Source organism: Bacillus sp. NTK074B (genome assembly GCF_017303375.1).
GTDB lineage: Bacteria > Bacillota > Bacilli > Bacillales > Bacillaceae_B > Rossellomorea.
This window is the reverse complement of the sequence record NZ_JAFKOH010000005.1, coordinates 153,641-172,725: the sequence shown is the minus strand read 5'-3', so window position 1 is coordinate 172,725 and position 19,085 is coordinate 153,641. Positions and strand designations below refer to the sequence as shown.

General features: G+C 43.7%; 19 protein-coding genes. 16 read left to right on the top strand and 3 right to left on the bottom strand.

What is annotated here, in order from left to right; all coding sequences use genetic code 11:
- Positions 1 to 20 precede the first annotated feature (20 nt).
- The 6 genes from JI667_RS10480 (at position 21) to JI667_RS10455 (ending at position 7,233) form a co-directional block, all read left to right on the top strand.
- A complete protein-coding gene (locus tag JI667_RS10480; protein ID WP_206852812.1) occupies positions 21 to 1,160 on the top strand; it encodes a DUF445 domain-containing protein in 1,140 nt (379 codons plus the stop codon).
- Positions 1,161 to 1,245: 85 nt separating this feature from the next.
- On the top strand, positions 1,246 to 1,599 hold the full coding sequence (locus tag JI667_RS10475; RefSeq protein ID WP_206852810.1) for a YlbF family regulator: 354 nt from the start codon (positions 1,246 to 1,248) through the stop codon (positions 1,597 to 1,599).
- 417 nt (positions 1,600 to 2,016) lie between these two features.
- Positions 2,017 to 2,889, top strand: a complete 873-nt coding sequence (locus tag JI667_RS10470) for a Cof-type HAD-IIB family hydrolase (RefSeq protein WP_306465455.1) — start codon at positions 2,017 to 2,019, stop codon at positions 2,887 to 2,889.
- Positions 2,890 to 3,020: 131 nt separating this feature from the next.
- Positions 3,021 to 4,517 (top strand): coproporphyrinogen III oxidase, encoded by a 1,497-nt coding sequence (locus JI667_RS10465; RefSeq protein ID WP_206852808.1) that lies wholly within the window; start codon positions 3,021 to 3,023, stop codon positions 4,515 to 4,517.
- A gap of 190 nt (positions 4,518 to 4,707) precedes the next feature.
- Positions 4,708 to 6,321, top strand: coding sequence for a long-chain fatty acid--CoA ligase (locus JI667_RS10460; RefSeq protein ID WP_206852806.1), 1,614 nt, complete (start codon positions 4,708 to 4,710; stop codon positions 6,319 to 6,321).
- A gap of 117 nt (positions 6,322 to 6,438) precedes the next feature.
- Positions 6,439 to 7,233 (top strand): enoyl-CoA hydratase, encoded by a 795-nt coding sequence (locus tag JI667_RS10455; RefSeq protein ID WP_206852804.1) that lies wholly within the window; start codon positions 6,439 to 6,441, stop codon positions 7,231 to 7,233.
- Positions 7,234 to 7,332: 99 nt separating this feature from the next.
- Here JI667_RS10455 and JI667_RS10450 read toward each other — a convergent pair whose 3' ends face one another.
- Entirely contained in the window at positions 7,333 to 7,518 is a 186-nt protein-coding gene (locus JI667_RS10450) for a YhzD family protein (protein WP_206852802.1), read from the bottom strand.
- A gap of 185 nt (positions 7,519 to 7,703) precedes the next feature.
- Here JI667_RS10450 and JI667_RS10445 point away from each other — a divergent pair, with 185 nt between their 5' ends.
- The 7 genes from JI667_RS10445 to JI667_RS10415 all read left to right on the top strand — a co-directional run bounded on the left by JI667_RS10445 (position 7,704) and on the right by JI667_RS10415 (position 16,951).
- Positions 7,704 to 8,603: an ABC transporter ATP-binding protein gene (locus JI667_RS10445; RefSeq protein WP_206852800.1), complete on the top strand. Its 900-nt coding sequence runs from the start codon at positions 7,704 to 7,706 to the stop codon at positions 8,601 to 8,603.
- Positions 8,596 to 9,846 carry an ABC transporter permease gene (locus JI667_RS10440; protein WP_206852798.1) on the top strand — a complete coding sequence of 417 codons (1,251 nt, stop codon included), beginning with the start codon at positions 8,596 to 8,598 and terminating at the stop codon, positions 9,844 to 9,846. The genes JI667_RS10445 and JI667_RS10440 overlap by 8 nt, the downstream gene beginning before the upstream one ends.
- 137 nt (positions 9,847 to 9,983) lie before the next feature.
- Positions 9,984 to 11,192: a metallophosphoesterase family protein gene (locus tag JI667_RS10435; protein ID WP_206852796.1), complete on the top strand. Its 1,209-nt coding sequence runs from the start codon at positions 9,984 to 9,986 to the stop codon at positions 11,190 to 11,192.
- The gene (locus JI667_RS10430; protein ID WP_206852794.1) at positions 11,189 to 14,158 is read left to right on the top strand and encodes an ATP-binding protein; all 2,970 of its coding nucleotides are present in this window, start codon (positions 11,189 to 11,191) and stop codon (positions 14,156 to 14,158) included. The genes JI667_RS10435 and JI667_RS10430 overlap by 4 nt, the downstream gene beginning before the upstream one ends.
- 34 nt (positions 14,159 to 14,192) lie before the next feature.
- Positions 14,193 to 15,491, top strand: coding sequence for an MFS transporter (locus tag JI667_RS10425; protein WP_368077899.1), 1,299 nt, complete (start codon positions 14,193 to 14,195; stop codon positions 15,489 to 15,491).
- Between the two features lie 222 nt (positions 15,492 to 15,713).
- Positions 15,714 to 16,655: a 3'-5' exoribonuclease YhaM gene (gene yhaM / locus JI667_RS10420; RefSeq protein WP_206852791.1), complete on the top strand. Its 942-nt coding sequence runs from the start codon at positions 15,714 to 15,716 to the stop codon at positions 16,653 to 16,655.
- A gap of 116 nt (positions 16,656 to 16,771) precedes the next feature.
- Positions 16,772 to 16,951 carry a sporulation YhaL family protein gene (locus JI667_RS10415; RefSeq protein ID WP_206852790.1) on the top strand — a complete coding sequence of 60 codons (180 nt, stop codon included), beginning with the start codon at positions 16,772 to 16,774 and terminating at the stop codon, positions 16,949 to 16,951.
- A gap of 50 nt (positions 16,952 to 17,001) precedes the next feature.
- Here JI667_RS10415 and JI667_RS10410 read toward each other — a convergent pair whose 3' ends face one another.
- Positions 17,002 to 17,976, bottom strand: a complete 975-nt coding sequence (locus JI667_RS10410; protein WP_206852789.1) for a peptidylprolyl isomerase — start codon at positions 17,974 to 17,976, stop codon at positions 17,002 to 17,004.
- A 187-nt stretch (positions 17,977 to 18,163) separates the two neighbouring features.
- Here JI667_RS10410 and JI667_RS10405 point away from each other — a divergent pair, with 187 nt between their 5' ends.
- From JI667_RS10405 to JI667_RS10395, 3 genes are all read left to right on the top strand, one after another.
- Positions 18,164 to 18,250 carry a YjcZ family sporulation protein gene (locus JI667_RS10405; protein WP_044337791.1) on the top strand — a complete coding sequence of 29 codons (87 nt, stop codon included), beginning with the start codon at positions 18,164 to 18,166 and terminating at the stop codon, positions 18,248 to 18,250.
- A gap of 86 nt (positions 18,251 to 18,336) precedes the next feature.
- Complete coding sequence (locus JI667_RS10400) at positions 18,337 to 18,420, top strand: YjcZ family sporulation protein (RefSeq protein ID WP_060670486.1); 84 nt, start codon at positions 18,337 to 18,339, stop codon at positions 18,418 to 18,420.
- 130 nt (positions 18,421 to 18,550) lie between these two features.
- Complete coding sequence (locus JI667_RS10395) at positions 18,551 to 18,646, top strand: YjcZ family sporulation protein (RefSeq protein WP_079534381.1); 96 nt, start codon at positions 18,551 to 18,553, stop codon at positions 18,644 to 18,646.
- Positions 18,647 to 18,857: 211 nt separating this feature from the next.
- On the opposite strand, the gene JI667_RS22685 is transcribed toward JI667_RS10395, so the two are convergent.
- On the bottom strand, positions 18,858 to 19,037 hold the full coding sequence (locus tag JI667_RS22685) for a hypothetical protein (protein WP_224941652.1): 180 nt from the start codon (positions 19,035 to 19,037) through the stop codon (positions 18,858 to 18,860).
- Positions 19,038 to 19,085 lie beyond the last annotated feature (48 nt).

The window sequence follows — 19,085 nt, the reverse complement described above, 5'->3', positions numbered from 1 at the left end:
TAGAAAAGGAAGGTGCACTCATGCTGGATGCTTTCATCCTCATACTGTTCATGGTCATTGTCGGTGCCCTCATTGGAGGAGTCACCAATTCATTAGCAATAAAAATGTTATTCAGGCCGTATCGGGCATACTATATCGGAAAATTTAAAGTTCCATTCACACCTGGGCTGATCCCGAAGCGCCGTGGGGAATTGGCGGAGCAGCTTGGGAAGATGGTGGTGGACCATTTAATCACACCTGAAAGTCTTCAGAAAAAAGTAATGAATGAAGAATTTCAAAAGGATGTCACACAATGGCTATCCGACGAATTGCAACCCGTATTCACGTCGGATAAGACGGTAAATGAATGGCTGGAAATCCTTCAAATCCCTGTGTCCGGAGACCGGTTGAATGTTTGGCTTGAGGACTGGATTGCTGCAAAGATGAAGAATGCAAAAGAATCCTATACATCTCAGACGCTGGAAGAGGCCCTTCCTGAAAAATGGCAGGGAAAAGTGGCAGATCGTATTCCGATGCTCGTTGACTTCATCGCAGACCGGGCGGAAACCTATTTCACTAGCCCGGAAGGAAAGATGAAGGTGAAAATCATGATTGATGATTTCCTTAAGGAACGGGGGATGCTGGGAAATATGCTTGGAATGTTCCTCGGCAATACGTCGGTTGCGGATAAGGTACAGCCTGAAATCGTAAAGTTCATCAAGCATGAAGGAACACAGGAGATCCTGTTTAACCTCTTGACGAAAGAGTGGGCGAAGCTGAAACAGATGAAACTGGAAGAGTTCATCGACCGATTGCCGGAAGAAGACTTGATTCGAACGGCCCAAACCTCCCTTGTCAAAATCGTCAACATCGAAGAACATCTGTCCAAGCCGCTCAGCCACTGGCTCGAACCGCACAAGCACGACTTCTTCCATACCCAGCTCCCCAAATGGGTGGATAGAGGGACGGACCTCTTATCCAATAAGATTCCGAACTTGATGGAGAAGATGCATCTCCAGCATATCGTGCAGGAGCAGGTAGAATCCTTCTCCGTAGGAAGGTTGGAAGAACTTGTACTTGGGATCTCACGAAGAGAGTTCAAGATGATCACGTATCTCGGGGCATTGCTCGGGGGAGCGATCGGGATCGTACAGGGGATCATCGCCCTATTGATATCCTGATTTACCCTGTTTAAGGGTCCTTCCTAGAAATCCGCACTATTGTTTGTTATAGTGAAGGTAAGTGAAATTATAGGAGGTACGTATTTTGGCTATTAACTTATACGATCAAGCAAACGAATTAGAAAGTGCATTGCGTCAAAGCGATGAATTTCTACAACTGAAAAAAATGTATGATGAAGTAAACAGTGACGAATCGGCTAACAAGATGTTTGAAAACTTCAGAAACATTCAAATGACTCTTCAACAAAAACAAATGAGTGGTGAAGAAATTTCTCAGGAAGAAGTGGAGCAGGCTCAAAAAACAGCTCAACTTGTCCAACAGCACGAGAAAATCGCTAAGCTTATGGAAGCTGAGCAACGCATGAGCATGGTCATCAATGACTTAAACAAAGTCATCATGAAGCCGCTTGAAGAACTTTACGGTTCAATGCAAAAATAATAGTGTGAATAGGGACCGACTTCCTGATGGGGAGTCGGTTTTTTTTATTGGTTGTGCTGTTTGTTGATTTATTCCATTTATTGTTAAATGACGCAATTATGGCTGAAAATGACGCAATTGAGTCCGAAAATGACGCAATAAATAAAAAAACGACGCAAATAAGACCGAAAATGACGCAATACATGAATAATGACAGATTGCTTTTCGAAAAACCCCCTTATATTCTCTCAAAGCGTCTCATTGAAACGGATATCGTATGGATTTTTCAAAAAAAATACCTTTCTAAGCTGGAATGAACTCCATTTCACCGTTCTAAAATCCCAAGCCATAAATTCCACTCCCCCACCTTGTCATATTTGTCTATCCTACTTCATAAAAGTAAAGAAAGGGAGTAGACAACATATAGGGGGGACACCAATGATGATCTATCGAATGATGGCTTTGAATATTGATGGCACCATCGTGAATGAAAACGGAAAAATTGCGAAGGAAACGAAGGAAGCAATTGAGTACGTTCAAGATAAAGGGGTTCCGGTCACATTGGTGACAAGCAGGAGCTTTGCTTCCGCAAAAAAAGTTGCCAAGGCCCTAAAGCTCGATGGTCCCGTCGTGACTCATAGTGGAGCTTATATCGCGGGCGAACTTGAGAAGCCGATGTACGTAAAAAAGATTGCCGAGGATATTACGTATGAGATCGTTCAATTTCTGGAAGGTTTTTCAAGCCAGATACACCTTTCCCATGAAAGGCGGTCCATCGTAGGCAAAGCCAATACTCAGGCAAGGGAGATGGCGAAGGTTTCATGGCAGCGGGAATCCAAACTACTTTACAGTAAACAGTTTGTGGAGCGGGTAAGCGATCATCTACTGGAAAATCCGATGTCTGTACCGAAAATATCTGTCGTCATGGAACACAGGGAGGATATACGGGATGTGGTTGCTTCTTTAAAAGGAATGTATGAAGAAGTGGATGCCATCCCGACATCTGATTATAAATTGGATATCGTGCCGAAGGGTGTATCCAAGCTGCGTGGGTTAATGTATCTCTCTGAAAGGCTTGGAGTAAAGAAGGATCAAATCGTCATGGTCGGTTCAGGAATAGATGATATCGATTGCATGATGTGCTCCGGACTCGGTGTCGCTATGGGAGACTCACCGCCTCAAGTGAGGGCTGCGGCCAACTGGATCACACGGAGCCAGGTTGAAAAAGGGATTCCTTACTTTGTGACGGAGCTGTTTCGAAAACAGCATCCCATCCCGTTTCTGAAAAAAATGAATATCATAAAATCATAATGAAGGCCCCCGCATTTCGATGAGGAAAGCGGGGGTTGTTTTATTGATGCCAAAGTTCCGACCATTGACCATTCCCACCCCTTTCTGTACACTTATAAAAGCTTATTAGTTTTGTGAAAGGTGATTACAACGTGAATGTTTTGATAAAAGGAATCGAGGATGAGCGTTTCGAACGCCCCCTGCGTTTGATAGCCAATTTATTCTTTGAAGAGTCTCAGATTCACTTCGGTTCATGTGACAATGCAGATCTTCAAGTCCATATAGAACTTTCAACAGCTGAAAAAATAGAAGCAGCAGCCGTATTAACGGAACCCTCAAAAGAACAATCGTACAGCGCCAATTATGAACATGACTGGGCTCCGTATGAAAATGAGAAAGAGCGCTTCAAACAGCTTAAAACAGCCGTTTCCCATGTGTATTTAAATGTACTTCAGGATCTGACGGGAATCAGGCAGAAGTGGGGGATCTTAACGGGTATCCGGCCAACGAAGCTCATGCATAAGCAGACGCAGCTCGGTGTCCCAAAAGAAGAGATCCATGCAAAATTGAAAAAGGAATACCTGATTACAGATGAAAAAATTGACCTGATGCAAAATATCGTCGATCGTCAACTCTCTGTTGTGCCGGACCTTTATGATCTGCAGCATGAAGTGAGCATCTATATTGGTATCCCATTCTGTCCGACCAAGTGTGCTTATTGTACCTTCCCTGCATACGCGATATTGGGTAAACAAGGTCGTGTCGATTCGTTCCTTGCCGGACTTCACTACGAAATTCAGGAAATGGGACGCTGGATGAAGGAAAAGAATATTAAAATCACAACCATCTATTACGGTGGCGGTACCCCTACCTCCATCACGGCAGAAGAAATGGATGCCCTGTATGAAGAGATGTACCGTTCCTTCCCTGATGTGGATAAAGTTAGGGAGGTGACAGTCGAGGCAGGAAGACCGGATACGATTTCCGGGGATAAATTAGAGGTGCTCAACAAGTGGAATATCGACCGGATTTCCATTAACCCTCAATCGTACACCCAGGAAACGTTAAAAGCAATCGGCCGTCATCACACAGTAGAAGAAACCATTGATAAGTTTCATTTATCCCGCGGTATGGGAATGAACAACATCAATATGGATTTGATCATCGGACTTCCAGGTGAAGAGCTTCCTGAACTTCAGCATTCATTAGATGAAACCGAAAAGCTCATGCCTGAATCGTTGACAGTTCATACTTTGTCCTTTAAAAGAGCGTCTGAAATGACGAAGAACAAAGACAAGTACAAAGTAGCTGACCGGCTTGAAATCGGGGAGATGATGAACCTTGCTGAGGAGTGGACAAAGGAACACGGCTATGAACCTTACTATTTATACCGTCAGAAAAATATCCTGGGTAACTTAGAGAACGTAGGTTATGCCCTTCCCGGACAGGATAGCATCTATAACATCATGATCATGGAAGAAGTCCAAACCATCATCGGGATCGGCTGCGGGGCGGCAAGTAAATTCATTGATCCGAAGACTGGAAAGATCACGCATTTCGCCAATCCGAAAGAACCCAATGCCTATAATCTTGGATTTAAGGAATATACTGAAAAGAAAATTAAGATACTAAACGAACTATTCTCATAACAAAAAAAGGGTGCCCCGAAGGCTTATGCTTAAGGGTCGCCCTTTTTTTGTTGCAGCCTTCTTGCTATTCACCTGAATTTTTCAACAATACCAAAAGGAATAATCGCAGGAAAAGGAGAATTAGTAAGATAGACATAGAAAATCAAACACATATTGAAAACGCTTACTATATTGAGGGGAGAGATTGAATATGATGCAAACACCTCTGCTTTTGACACAGATGATTGAACGGGCTGAAAAGTATTTTTCTAAGAAAGAAATCGTTTCCCGAACAGAGTCCGGTATCACCCGCTTCACATACAAACAGTGGGCTGAACGGACGAGAAGGCTCGCAAGTTCCTTGCAGAGACTCGGAATTGAGGAAGGGGATAAAGTAGGGACACTTGCCTGGAATCATCACCGTCACCTGGAAGCGTACTTTGCCATTCCGTGCAGCGGTGCAGTCCTACATACGATCAATATCCGCTTGGCGCCACAGCACATCACATACATCATCAATCATGCCAGGGATCAAGTACTGCTCATCGATTCAGAAATCGTTCCGCTCATTGAAAAGATCAAAGACCAGATCCCGACAGTCAAAGCGTTCATTGTAATGACGGATGGAGACTTGCCTGAAACGACTCTGGAGCCCGTTTATCATTATGAAAGATTATTGGAAGAAGGGGACCCGACTTTCCCTTTCCGTACAGATATGGATGAGAATGCCCCTGCAGGAATGTGTTACACTTCTGCGACCACCGGTAATCCTAAAGGAGTCATTTATTCTCATAGAGGCATCGTGTTGCATGCAATGGCCCTTGGGCTCGCTGATACGACGGGAGTGAGTGAAAGGGATGTTGCTCTGCCTGTGGTACCGATGTTCCATGTAAATGCATGGGGTCTGCCTTTCGCATCGGTCTGGTTCGGGACGAAGCAGGTTCTGCCTGGACCATATTTCACACCTGGCCTTCTTGCACAGCTCATGCAGGATGAAAAAGTGACCATCTCAGCAGGCGTTCCTACGATTTGGCTTGGCCTTCATAATGAGTTGGAAAAAAATGAATATGATCTTTCCAGTCTTCGCTCGATTTTATGCGGAGGATCAGCTGCGCCTAAAGGCATGATTCGCTCATTTGAAGAGAAGTTCGGCATTCCATTTATGCATGCCTATGGTATGACCGAGACAAGCCCGCTTGCTGTCATTGCTTCCTCCAAAAGCTATCATGATGATCTGGCTCCTGAAGAAAAGCTCGAACTGAAAGCAAAGCAGGGAATCCTTGTACCGGGCTTGGACATGAAAATCGTCGGTAAAGACGGTGAAGTGGCATGGGACGGTGTCGAAATGGGGGAACTGGCATTAAGAGGGCCGTGGATTGCCTCTGAGTATTATGAGGATGAAAGGACCAAGGATGCATTCAGGGATGGCTGGTTGTATACGGGGGATGTCGTCACCATAGATGAAGAGGGTTATATTAAAATCGTGGATCGCACAAAGGACCTCATCAAGTCCGGTGGGGAATGGATCTCTTCAGTGGATCTGGAGAATGCCCTCATGGCTCATGAACATATTTTCGAAGCTGCTGTCGTCGCGGTGCCGCATGAAGAATGGCAGGAAAGACCGATTGCCTGTGTCGTCCTAAAGGAATCCGGAAAAGGAAATGTGACAAAAGAAGACGTATTGGATTTTCTGAAACCTCAGTTTGCGAAATGGTGGCTGCCGGATGAAATACTGTTCCTTGAAGAAATACCCAAGACGTCTGTAGGGAAATTTTTAAAGAGAGCTCTCCGGGATCAGGTTCAGGGTCAAATAAAACAAATTTGAGTATTCGGTGGGGGATCGGCTGGATGCCGGTCTCTTTTTTGAATTATTGTATTTTTCTAAAAAAACATTCCTGTAACGAGAGACATGCGCTATGATAATAACAGGGGAGGGATTATTTTGACAGTGTCAAATCAATATGAAACAGTAAAATTACATAAAGAGGGGAAAGTGGCTAGGCTTATGTTGAATCGGCCTCAGTCCCTGAATGCATTGGATGCACGTTTGATGGAAGAGCTGCTGGCAGCGCTTAAAGAAGTGAAAAATGATCCGTCGATTTCTTTGTTGATTCTGACCGGGGAGGGAAAGGGATTTTCTTCCGGGGGAGATATTAAGTCCATGCTGCAATTAAGTGGAGAGGAGCAATTCTCACAGATCATGGATACGATCAGTGAGCTGGTAATGACCCTATATTCTATGCCGAAAGTGGTTCTGACAGGTATCCATGGGGCAGCTGCTGGCCTTGGATTGAGTCTTGCACTTGCTTCGGATTATATTCTGTGTGAAGAAGACAGCAAGCTTGCCATGAACTTTATCGGAATCGCTTTGATCCCGGATGGGGGCAGCCATTTCCTTCTGCAGGAGCGCCTGGGAACGCATAAAGCGAAACGGTTGATCTGGAACGGCAAAGTATTTGAAGGGCAGGAAGCCATGATGAAAGGCCTTGTCGATGAAGCCATTCCTTCAGGTAAATTGGAGGAAGGGATAGGGCGATATACGAAACAGGTATTGAGTGCGCCGACGAAAGCCATGTTGAAAACGAAAGAAGTGTTTGTAGCACTGAATAAAGAAAGATTGCAGCATGCACTGGATCTGGAGAAGGAAGGACAGTGGCTCATGCGCCAAACATCCGATCATAAAGAAGGCATTCAAGCATTCGTGGAAAAGAGAAGGCCCCAATTCAAGGGTGAATGAATTTTCAAGGGAACCAGCCTTAGGGTTGGTTCTTTTTTACCGTACATAACCAATGAAAAATGCATTACAGACAATATAGCCTGTAATGCAAGAGAAATCTTACACATGAAACAATAACAGTTTCCCAAGAGGGGAGGTGCAGCGATGTGTGTACTCGGCGTATCCTTTTTCCTCGAGCATCGATTCGCCCATTTTCTTCGCATCGCTGTCAGATGAAGCTTCGAATGATTCATCCAGGATTTTTTTGCCGTCACTCTCAAACACTGTCAATTTGTATACTTTCATTGTTAATACCCCTTTGTATTAAAATTATGTACCCCTTTATTTTTTCATACTATCTTTTTTTTGGGAAGTCTAAATTGTTTGAAAATGAAAAAGGATGGAAAATGAAACCTTTTATGGATAGAATCGTAGAGTATTAGAGAAACGGATGACATAATGCTCAGATGCAGGAGGGAGAAGCGTATAACATGAGTTTAAAATTACAGCATGTAAGCAAAAGGTTTGGGAATTTTACAGCGGTAGATGAGCTGTCACTTGAAATCCCACCGAGTGAGATGTTTGGATTCCTAGGAGCGAATGGAGCCGGGAAAACGACGACTTTTCGCATGGTGTTGGGATTGTTGGATGTAACAGAAGGCAGGATTACGTGGAACGGGAAAGGGATTGATTATTCCACTAGTCCTGAAATCGGATACTTACCCGAAGAAAGAGGACTCTACCCTAAGATGAAAGTGAGTGATCAAATCGTCTATCTGGCACGTCTTCGGGGAATGGAGAAAAGGGAGATCCTGAAGGAATTAACCATTTGGCTGGAGAGGTTCAATGTTCCTCAGTACCTTAACAAAAAAGTCGAAGAGCTGTCTAAAGGAAATCAGCAGAAAATTCAATTCATCGCCTCGGTCATCCATAAGCCGAAACTCTTAATACTGGATGAACCATTCAGCGGTCTTGATCCGGTGAATGTTGAGTTATTGAAGGACGCTGTCAGGGAGATCAAGAAAAGCGGAACAACGATCGTATTCTCGAGTCATCGGATGGAGCATGTGGAGGAACTTTGTGAGAGCTTGTGTATCATGCATAAAGGACGCCCTGTTGTGCAAGGGGGTCTCAAGGAAATCAAACGTTCCTTTGGAAAGAAAAACGTGGTGATTCATGCAGATTTTGACCTTTCGTATCTGAAGGACCTCCAAGGAGTGACAAAGCTTAAAGAAACAACGGAAGGAGTCCTGCTGCAGGTGGAATCGGAGAAAGCTGCACAAGGGGTGTTCCACGATGTCGTACAAAAAGGTTTCCTGCGTAAATTCGAATTGGAGGAACCGTCCTTGAATGATATTTTTATAGAAAAGGTGGGAACCTCTTATGAATAATTTCTTCTTGATCCTGGGTCACTCGTATATGTCAAAACTTAAGGCCAAGTCCTTTATCATCTCAACGGTCATCATTGCGGCGGCTCTTGTACTGCTGGCCAATTTCGATAGTGTGATCTCAAGCTTCACGGATGATGAAGGGAGCAAGATTGCGGTTCAGGACGAAACGGGCAAGCTATATGACCCACTCGTCCAGCAGTTGGAAATTCTGAATAGTGAGATACAATTAGTGCCTTCCTCTCAATCAACAGAAGAAATGGAGAAAAAGATAGAGTCAGAAGAGCTGAAAGGTTTGTTGATTTTAAGCGAAAACGGGGACGGCCTGCCGAAAGCACTGTACAAATCGAATTCCTTATCGGAGTCTACCGTAACGGGAGAATTGCAGATCGCCCTTCAAAATATCAAGTCCGCACAAGCCGCGAGTAAACTGGAGCTTTCCGGGGAAGAGCTCTCACAGTTAAGCGGTTCTGTAGAATTCGAAAAAGAAGCCCTCGTTGAAGGAGCAAAATCGGAGGAAGAACTGAGCCAGGCAAGGGGCATTGTATATGTTCTATTGTTCTTTATTTATTTCTCTGTCATTGCCTATGCTAATATGACGGCTATGGAAGTCGCGACGGAGAAAAGCTCAAGGGTCATGGAAATCCTCATTTCAAGTGTGTCACCAGTGAAACAAATGTTTGCGAAGATCATTGGAATCGGTTTGGCGGGCTTGACTCAATTGGCGGTTATCCTTGGTGTAGGCTACTTTACCCTCATTCGCAAGAAGGATGAACTGGTGGGGGGATTCTTTGATGGATTTGGATTTGAATCCTTATCAGTAAGTGTTATCATTTATGCCATTATTTTCTTTTTGCTGGGGTACTTCCTGTATGCGACCCTTGCTGCCTTATTGGGCTCCCTTGTAAGCAGAATCGAAGATGTTCAGCAGATGATCATGCCGATGACCTTCCTGATCATGATCGGATTCTTCATTTCGATGTTTGGCCTCGGGAATCCGGAATCGGGCTTTGTCACGATTACGTCTTACATCCCCTTTTTCACTCCGATGGTCATGTTCCTTCGGGTCGGGATGTTGAACCTGCCGTTGTATGAACCGATTATCGGAATTGCCCTCCTTCTCGTGACCATCGTCCTGTTGGGTGTTTTCGGTGCACGGGTTTATCGGGGTGGGGTCCTTCTATACGGTAAATCCAATTCATATAAAGATATTAAGAAAGCGATGGATCTTACATCGAAGAAATAAGATAAAGGCCGACTCCATGAGGAGCGGCCTTTTTTTAAAAAGCGCAAATTTATGAATACATGCTGAAATCTTCCACGGGTTTAGGATATAATGAAGTAATATAAGAACGTATATTCGTAGTGCAGGGAGGGAACTTCATGGGGAAGATCCGATTTTTTCATGTAGCAGACTTACATTTAGACAGTCCGTTTATAGGGCTGAAGCATTTACCCAAAGACGTATTTGAACGAATATATAATAGCACCTTTGCTTCTTTTGAAAAAGTGGTGAAAGAAGCTATTGAAAGACAAATCGACTTTATGATCATCAGCGGGGATCTGTTTGACGAAGAAGACAGGAGCATTAGGGCTCAAGCGAGATTACTAAAGCAATTTCAGCTTTTGGATACTAATGATATCCCTGTATATGTCGTCCATGGGAATCATGATCACCTGGGCAGCCATCGCTTAGAGCTTGATATGCCTGGGAATATACATATATTTAACGAAAAAACGGAGGTTAAGCAGCTCATCACCAAAACCGGTGAAATGGTGGATATCGTGGGTTTCAGCTATGGATCAAGACATATCAGAGAAAGAAGGATTGGGGAATACCCAAAAGGGGTATCGGGGCGTTACACTATCGGGGTCCTGCATGGAAGTGAAGGGAGCCTTGATTCGTCTCATGAGCCTTACGCGCCGTTTACAATAGCTGAACTGGTGGAGAAGAACTACCATTACTGGGCACTCGGGCATATTCATGAACGGCGGATCTTGCATGAAGAACCTTTTATCGTTTATCCCGGTAACATTCAGGGAAGGCACCGCAGGGAAAAGGGTGAGAAAGGCTGTTATGAAGTCGTATTGGATGGATATCATACAGAGCTGTCGTTTATAGCCACCCACGATTTATTATGGGAAAGATGCGCCGTATCCCTTCAAGGTACCAAGCGGTTTGGAGAGGTATTTCAGCGGATTCAAAAGGCAATGGAATCCCTTACTGGTGAAAGTTTAATTGAAATCGTTCTGATAGATGAAGAATCACTTTCCTTTGAGATGAGGGACAGGATCGAAAGTGGCGAGCTTCTCGAGGCGCTTCAGTCCGATTATGAAAGCCACGGGATAGTGAAATGGGTTCACTCCATTCGCCTGTCTCCTCCAACAGCCGGTTTCGGGGAACATGATCCGTTTAAACAGGAAGTGATCTTAACCCTTGAAAGCATGGGAGGGGAAGAATGGAAGGAAGCCATGGCAGAACTGTATGAGCATCCGTCCATCTATCGTTTTCTGTCTCCATTGGAAGAAGATGAAAAGAACTCCTTAATACAAGAAGCGAAGCATTTACTGAGTGGTGGTGATAGAAATTGAAATTGATTGAACTTCATATTTACGGATATGGAAAAATAGTAAACAAGCATTATACACTAAGCGATCTTCAATTATTCTATGGAGAAAACGAAGCAGGAAAATCGACGATCATGTCATTTATTCACAGTATTCTATTCGGTTTTCCAACGAAGCAGCAATCCTTATTGAGATACGTTCCCAGATCATCGGCGGAGTATGGCGGGAAACTCTTATGTCAAATCGAGGATCAGGGAATGGTTAGCATCGAGCGTATCAAAGGGAAGGCTGCAGGGGATGTTACCGTCCAATTCGAAGACGGAAGAATGGAGGGAGAAGAAGCCCTCCAACATTTGCTCGGTAAAATGGACCGGGCCACCTATCAAAATATATTCTCCTTCAACTTGGATGGCCTACAAGACATCCAGCGCCTTAAAAAGGATGAACTGAACCGATATCTCTTCACGGCAGGTTCATCAGGGACGGACCACCTATTGAAGCTTGCTCAGGATTGGCAAAAAGAAAGAGAGCAGCTGTTTAAGAAATCGGGGAGGAAACCAAAGATCAATGAGGCATTATCCGAATTAAAAGCGCTTGATAAGCAGGTAAGGGAAGAAAAGGAGAAAAATGATCAGTACATGCCCCTCATAGCAAGACGCCGATCATTGGAGTCGGACATTTCCTCCATGGAAAAGGAAAAGGAGGTCCTCTCTGAAAAAAGGGGGAATCTGCTTTCCGTTAGTGAAAATTGGGATACCCTTATTCAGTTCAGAGAAGTGGAAGAGCGCCTTTCGCAGTTAAAAGGCATTGAATTCCCTACTAAAGGTTTAGAGAGACTGAACAAGCTGAAGTTAGATGAAAGACAAACGACCGCTTACCTTGAAACCCTGATAACCAAACAAGCAAAACTTCAACAGAGATTAGAAGAGGAAGATCTCGATTTGAGCTTAAGAGAAGATACCCCTTTTATAGAAAAAATATTGTCAGAGCAAACCTTTTACCTTAAATGGAGAGAAGAAATCAGTGAGCGGGGCAGAGAACTGAAAATGGTTCAAAGTCAAATCAAGGACACGATCAGGGAATTAGGACTCAAGATCGGGATGGAAGATATCCCTACCCTGAATACAAGCCTTATGATGTCTGACAACATCCAACAAGCAATGGAACGGCAGTCAAAACTCCTTCATGAACGTGAGAGCTTGTATAAACTTCAAGATGATGAAACGGAAGAGCTTCAAGCGATCGAAAATAAATGCGAACGTCTGGAAGACCAGTTGATGGAAGAAGATGAATTTCAAGAGTTACAACGGAAGATCAAAGCAAACTCTGCCAAGCAATCTACACAGGAACAGATGAAGTGGATGAACATGCAAGTCAAAGAGTCAGAAGAAAATTATAGTAGGAAAAAAGCTTCTTTCTCTTCACAGATGCTAATAAGCGGTGGGTTATTTCTGGTTTTAATAGGATTGGCTGGGTGGGGAACCTTCTCGGGTAATTGGATCGTGTCAGGGGTGAGCTTACTGTTTCTGATTGCAGTAGGTTCAACCGTCATACAGTCACGGAAGAATCTCCATAATGAATCCCTCACCCTTCAAAGACTCAAGGCTGGGGCAAAAGAGCTTCAACCCGGAGTGGAAATGGAGTATTCACCTCATGACTTGACCGAACAAAGCTTCAAAGACCAAATGGAATACCGAAACGAATGGAAACAGCGCATCCTCTCATTAGAAGAGCAGGAAAGGAAAATCCGGAAACTGCGTGAAAGGAAGGAAGAGAATGAGAAGTCAATCGCCCATGGAGAAGAAAGGCTGGCTTATCTGAAGAAAGAGTTATGCCTGCCTGCGGATTTCCACTGGAAGTGGCTCCGAGATGCCTTTGCGAAAATGAAAGAATTAGTCTCTAACTATGAAACGTTTATCCATTTATCCGAAGAAGAAGCTTATACTGCAAGGAAATTGGATGAATACATAGAAGAGTGCGAGAAATGGTTCCACCGCCGCTCCCTTCCGTTCACGACAATGGATGAAGCCTTGATTCAAATGAAAAGAATCATACAGGATTTAGAGAAACGTCAGCTCATTACGGAGAATATTACGGCGGAATTAGAACCTTTGTCCCTGGAAGTCCAAAAGCTTTCTATTGAAGTCAGAAAGATTCAAGATGATATTCAGGCTCTTATCAAGGCAGCCGGCTGTACCGGTGAAGTGGAATTTCGGGAGATGGCTCTCCAGGCAGAGGAACTCACCGTCCTCTCTTCTCAATATAAGGGGCTGAAAACAAGACTGCCCAAGAGAACCCTCGACACGTTCCTGGAGTTTGAATCACTGGAAGAAAGCAGAAAGGAATTAAACAGTATCGCACAATCCATCGACCGTCTCTCGATCAACCTGTCCGCTTGCCAAAAAGAACTTGCCTCCATTTCATATGAAATAAAAACGTTAGAGGAAGGAAAGAGCTTTTCTGCTATCCTTCAGGAATTTCAAAGCAAAAAAGCCGAGCTTCAGGAACTTGCCCTTGAATGGTCCAAATATAGATTAGCTGGAGTATCTTTAAAGAAAACCATGGACCTCTATCAGAAAACCAAGATGCCGAAAGTCATGCAGCTTGCAGAAGAAAACTTCAAAGAAATGACGGAGGGGCACTATTACCGTATATTTTTATTGGAAGATGAAATGGTCAAGGTTGAGAGGAAGGATGGGATGGTCTTTCATGCCGTCGAACTCAGTCAGGGGACGAAAGAGCAGCTCTTCATTTCGATTCGTTTCGCTCTCATTCAATCAATGAGAGACAAATATTCTTTGCCTGTTCTGATTGATGATGGAGTAGTCAACTTTGACCTGAACAGAACACAGGCATTTCTTAAACTCCTGAGAAAAGTGGCAAGGGACCACCAGGTGTTATTTTTCACATGCCACCATCATATTAAACAGTCGTTTACCGAGGATGAGCAAATCATTTTAGAGGGTAACGAATCCATGAGCACTTCATGAACCAGACCGATTACCATTAGCATTAGTCTCCTATATTGGTTACAATATACAAGGAGTTTGTTTTGGACATCCAAACCGGTATAAACATATAGCTGCGATTGAGAGAAATGAGTGCCAGAAAGAAGGAACACATCATATGACAAAATCAAAAGGTTGGAAACGGAATCGAGGTCCACTTGCGTTACTTAGCTTTAACCTATTCATCGTTATGGTTGGAATCGGACTGGTCATCCCGATCCTGCCATTCTATGTAGAAAAATTCAATGCCAATGCCCAGACCCTCGGAGCTTTGGTGGCTGTATTTGCTTTTATGCAGTTCCTATTTGCTCCCGTTTGGGGACGTTTATCAGACCGGATCGGACGTAAACCTTTAATCACCATCGGTCTGATCGGATTTGCCATCGCTGAATTTATTTTCGCTTTTGCAGTGGGATTATGGATGCTCTTTCTATCAAGGATCCTGGCCGGTGTCTTTGGTTCAGCATTAATGCCGACTGCCATGGCCTACGTGTCCGATGTCACGGATGAGGACAATCGGGGCCGGGGGATGGGGATCCTTGGAGCCGCCATGGGGCTCGGTATTGTGATTGGCCCTGGAATTGGGGGATGGCTGGCAGAGATCAATCTCTCTTATCCATTCATCTTTGCAGGAGTGGCGGCATCGATAGCAGCCATCGTTTCGGTCATCATTTTACCGGAATCCTATCCGAAGGAAAAAAGGACATATGATCCGGATGAGAAACGAGAAAATCGTTTTGTTGTCATGAAGAATGCCGTGATGAGTCCGGTTGGCTTCTTATTGATCCTCGTGTTCATCATGAGCTTCGGACTTGCCAACTTCCAATCGATCTTCAGCTATTATGCACTGGAACGGTACGGCTATGGACCACAGCAGGTCGGGATCATCATTCTCATAATCGGTATCATAGGTACCCTCGTACAGGGGATCGGCGTGGGAAGAGCGACAAAACGGTTCGGAGAAGAAAAAGTGGTGACTGGATCATTACTTTTGAGTGCAGTAGGATTTATTATCATGAACTTTGCCACTGATTTCACCGGAGTTCTATTAACAACGGCGGTTTTCTTTATCGGAAACTCAATGCTCCGGCCCTCTTTGAATTCCCTGATTTCAAAGTTGGCTGGTAAAAGGCAGGGGACCGTGATGGGGCTGAATAACTCGTTTCTCAGTCTTGGGAACGTAGCGGGCCCATTGCTTGCAGGTACATTATTTGAATGGGATATCCATATCCCCTACTACTTTGGTGCATTCGTCATGCTGGTTGGCCTTCTAGCCACCAAAGTCTGGATTCGTAAAAACAAAAAAGAGAAGTAGCAAGCTAACCTAAAGCCGTCTCATCAGTTGAGGCGGCTTTAGTGTGATCATGAGAGGGACGGACCTTTGATGGAGGAGTCCTTTCAATGATCACAGGAGGTTACCTCTTCACCAAAATGGGAGACAACCAATTTTGACATCACCACCAGCCCTTTCCACCCAACTTACACATTAAAATATGATATACTGAAACTATTATTATAGTTGGACGGAGGAGAAGAGATGACAGGAATTACACAATTTAGTGTCGGTGAAACCATCGATTTACCACTTTTAATCAAGCAGATGACCAAAGGCACGACAAATACTGGAAAGCCGTTCTTAACGCTGATCCTGCAAGATAAGAGCGGGGACATGGAAGCAAAGCTTTGGGACGCTTCCGATCAGGATGAGAAGGCATACCAGCCTGAAACGATCGTAAAAGTCGTGGGAGATATACATAGTTACCGTGGGAAGAACCAGCTTAAAATCAAGCAGATCCGACCGGCTTCACCAGCGGATGGATATGCCATTTCAGACTTCCTTGAAACCGCTCCTGTGAGCATAGATGAAATGACGAGTAAGATCACACAGTATATCTTCGAAATGAGAAACCCGAATATTCAGCGTATCACGAGACACCTGATCAAAAAATATCAGAAGCCTTTCCTCGAATATCCGGCAGCTACAAAGAACCATCATGAATTCGTTTCAGGTCTTGCGTATCACGTTATATCCATGCTTGATCTATCCAAGGCCATTGCAGGACTGTATCCTTCCCTCGATTCCGACCTTCTGTATGCAGGGGTGATCCTGCATGATCTAGGGAAAGTCATCGAACTGTCAGGACCAACTTCCACAACTTACACAATTGAAGGGAATTTGATCGGACACATCTCCATCATGGTGAATGAAATAGGAAAAGCGGCAGATGAACTGGGCATTGAAGGAGAAGAGGTCATGATCCTTCAACATCTCGTCCTTAGTCATCATGGAAAGGCCGAGTGGGGAAGTCCAAAGCCGCCACTTATCCGTGAAGCGGAGATTCTTCATTATATCGATAATGTTGATGCGAAGATGAATATGCTGGATCGTGCACTCCAACGGGTGAAGCCTGGAGAGTACACGGAAAGAGTATTTGCCCTGGATAATCGTTCGTTTTATAAACCCACGTTTCATAAATAAAGATTCTGAGAACCCGTTCCGATGATCGGGTTTTTTTCAATTATGCGGTCATGTTTTCTCCTTTGCTTTCATATCATGTTTATAAAAGAGGACAAACCTATAAGGAGATGATGCAAATGACATTGCCTATTTGGATGTATTTGGTTGTAGCAGGAATTTTCGGTAGTGCCTTTATGACGATAAAATCAGCCAAAGAAGAAAAGACGATGGAAGATGAGTGGATTGAAAAAGAGGGGGAAGTTTATATACATCGGATGGAAGAGGAAAAAGAAAAAAGGCGTCAACTAACATCTTAATGTCGCCATTAAAAAGGACTGAGGGCTAAGATAGCCTTCAGTCCTTTTTATTATTCAGCTTTGTCCGGTGCAGGAGCTTCCCCTTCAGGTGCAGGAGCTCCTCCTTCAGGTGCAGGTGTTTCGCCGCCTTCAGGTGCTGCTGGAGGATTCAGTACCTGGTCGAATGACTTTTTCAGATCTTTATCCTTAATGTTCAGATCAGCTTTTTCAATCTCTGCTTTCATTGCTTCCTGGATTTTTTGAGGATCCACTTTGGAAAGCTTCAGTTCTTTCTCGATTTCCTTTTTCATTTTGTCAAAGGATTTCTTTTCTTTTTTGTCTGTCACTTCAATGATATGGTAGCCATATTCTGTCTTGATCGGCTCGCTCACTTTACCTTTTTCAAGAGTGTCCAAAGCTTTTGAGAATTCAGGAACGAAATTTTGGCGTCCAGCGTAGTCTACCCATCCCAAACTTCCGCCATTTTCAGCAGAACCTGGATCCGTAGAGTATTCTTTGGCAAGATCTTCGAACTTTGCACCATCAGCCAATTTTTGTTTGACCTCTTTGGCTGTTTTCTCATCTTCTACAAGGATATGGCGAACTTTAATATCCGGCTTCCATTTCTCGTAGTATTCCTTCACTTCTTTATCCGTTACTTTCACATCGGAAATAGCGGCTTTTTCTTGAAGAAGTTGAAGTTTTAAGTATTGCTTGAACGACTTCTCGTCCAAGTTATATTGTTGTAAGAACATATCAAATTGAGGTCCCAATTGATCTTTCGCTTCGTTCAGCTTTTGATCAACTTCCTCTTTTGACACATCATACTTCTCTTCAAGGACTTTTGTATACACCAGTTCCTGAAGGGCCTGTTCCATTTGTGGAGTGAATTTTTGCTTCATTGATTTGTAAAGTTCATCTTTTGTTACGTCTCCGGCTTTTGTTGTTGCAACAACATCACTGTTTCCATCAGCACCGTCACCGCTGCATCCAGCGAGTCCGACGACACCGGCAGCCAGTGATACTGAAATGATCCATTTTTTCATGGTGATCAACTCCTACAATATATTCGTTTGATGGCTTGTCAAATTTCTACAAAACATACTATAACATACTTTTTCCATGAAAAAAAATATTTTCCAAACTAATCTACAGAAAAATGGGCATTTTACACACCCATTTCCTAGGTTCCTTCATATGATAAGAGCGAAGAGAGAAAAGGAGGTAATAAATATGAGCTGTGGATACAATTCCGGATTCGCGTTAATCGTAGTGCTGTTCATCTTATTAATCATCGTTGGTGCCGCATATATTTGCTAAAAAATTAAGATTTATGACATTGGCCTAAAACAAAAGGCAGCTAACTTGAATAAGATAAATTAGCGCTTCAAAGGAGGTGGAAAGTTATGGGTCACGCATACGGCGGAGGTTTCGCGTTAATCGTAGTACTGTTCATCCTGTTAATCATTGTGGGTGCAGCTTGGCTATAATTTAGCCTCAGGGTTTATATGTAACGGATAAAGACTGTAAGAGGGGGCAGGCAATACTTTAAGGAAGGCTGACCCCTTTTGCTCATATTCATCTGTTTATGCTTTTCATACATGAAAGGAGGAAGCGCATATGTCAGGTGCTTGCGGCGGGTACGGCGGAGGTTTCGCGTTAATCGTAGTATTATTCATTTTGTTAATCATCATTGGTGCAGCATACGTTTGTTAATATGAATAGATAGGAAAAGCAGGTCCGAATTATTTCGGATCTGCTTTTACATTTTCGGGGCTAAACGAGCCGCCTCCGCTTTTCATTGTCCAGCTCCGCCGGCTAGCCCCTCGAGGTCATAACTGAAAAATCCCCAAAGGCAAAGAGCGCCTTCAGGGATTTCCCAGTTATGCTTGTCGGGGCTAAACGAGCCGCCTCCGCTTTTCTTCTTCTATGTAAACAGAATTTCTATATATGAAGAGACCAGTAGTATGGTGATTAGGATATTGATGGTTCTAAACACCTTAGGTTGGCGCTCTTCAGGTATTTCTTTTTGTAAACATAATGCGTTTGTCATTTTATTTATATAAAATAAGATGAAAACTGCAAGCACTAAAAACATGGAGATCATCCAAACCCCTCCCCGTTATCTCCTATAGACTATACATTACCAAATTAT

Bases quoted from the DNA above. Each gene is read 5' to 3' on its own strand.
- JI667_RS10480 (WP_206852812.1), top strand. From the start codon at position 21: ATGCTGGATGCTTTCATCCTCATACTGTTCATGGTCATTGTCGGTGCC.
- JI667_RS10470 (WP_306465455.1), top strand. From the start codon at position 2,017: ATGATGATCTATCGAATGATGGCTTTGAATATTGATGGCACCATCGTG.
- JI667_RS10460 (WP_206852806.1), top strand. From the start codon at position 4,708: ATGATGCAAACACCTCTGCTTTTGACACAGATGATTGAACGGGCTGAA.
- JI667_RS10450 (WP_206852802.1), bottom strand. From the start codon at position 7,518: ATGAAAGTATACAAATTGACAGTGTTTGAGAGTGACGGCAAAAAAATC.
- JI667_RS10445 (WP_206852800.1), top strand. From the start codon at position 7,704: ATGAGTTTAAAATTACAGCATGTAAGCAAAAGGTTTGGGAATTTTACA.
- JI667_RS10440 (WP_206852798.1), top strand. From the start codon at position 8,596: ATGAATAATTTCTTCTTGATCCTGGGTCACTCGTATATGTCAAAACTT.
- JI667_RS10435 (WP_206852796.1), top strand. From the start codon at position 9,984: ATGGGGAAGATCCGATTTTTTCATGTAGCAGACTTACATTTAGACAGT.
- yhaM (WP_206852791.1), top strand. From the start codon at position 15,714: ATGACAGGAATTACACAATTTAGTGTCGGTGAAACCATCGATTTACCA.
- JI667_RS10415 (WP_206852790.1), top strand. From the start codon at position 16,772: ATGACATTGCCTATTTGGATGTATTTGGTTGTAGCAGGAATTTTCGGT.
- JI667_RS10410 (WP_206852789.1), bottom strand. From the start codon at position 17,976: ATGAAAAAATGGATCATTTCAGTATCACTGGCTGCCGGTGTCGTCGGA.
- JI667_RS10405 (WP_044337791.1), top strand. From the start codon at position 18,164: ATGAGCTGTGGATACAATTCCGGATTCGCGTTAATCGTAGTGCTGTTC.
- JI667_RS10400 (WP_060670486.1), top strand. From the start codon at position 18,337: ATGGGTCACGCATACGGCGGAGGTTTCGCGTTAATCGTAGTACTGTTC.
- JI667_RS10395 (WP_079534381.1), top strand. From the start codon at position 18,551: ATGTCAGGTGCTTGCGGCGGGTACGGCGGAGGTTTCGCGTTAATCGTA.
- JI667_RS22685 (WP_224941652.1), bottom strand. From the start codon at position 19,037: ATGATCTCCATGTTTTTAGTGCTTGCAGTTTTCATCTTATTTTATATA.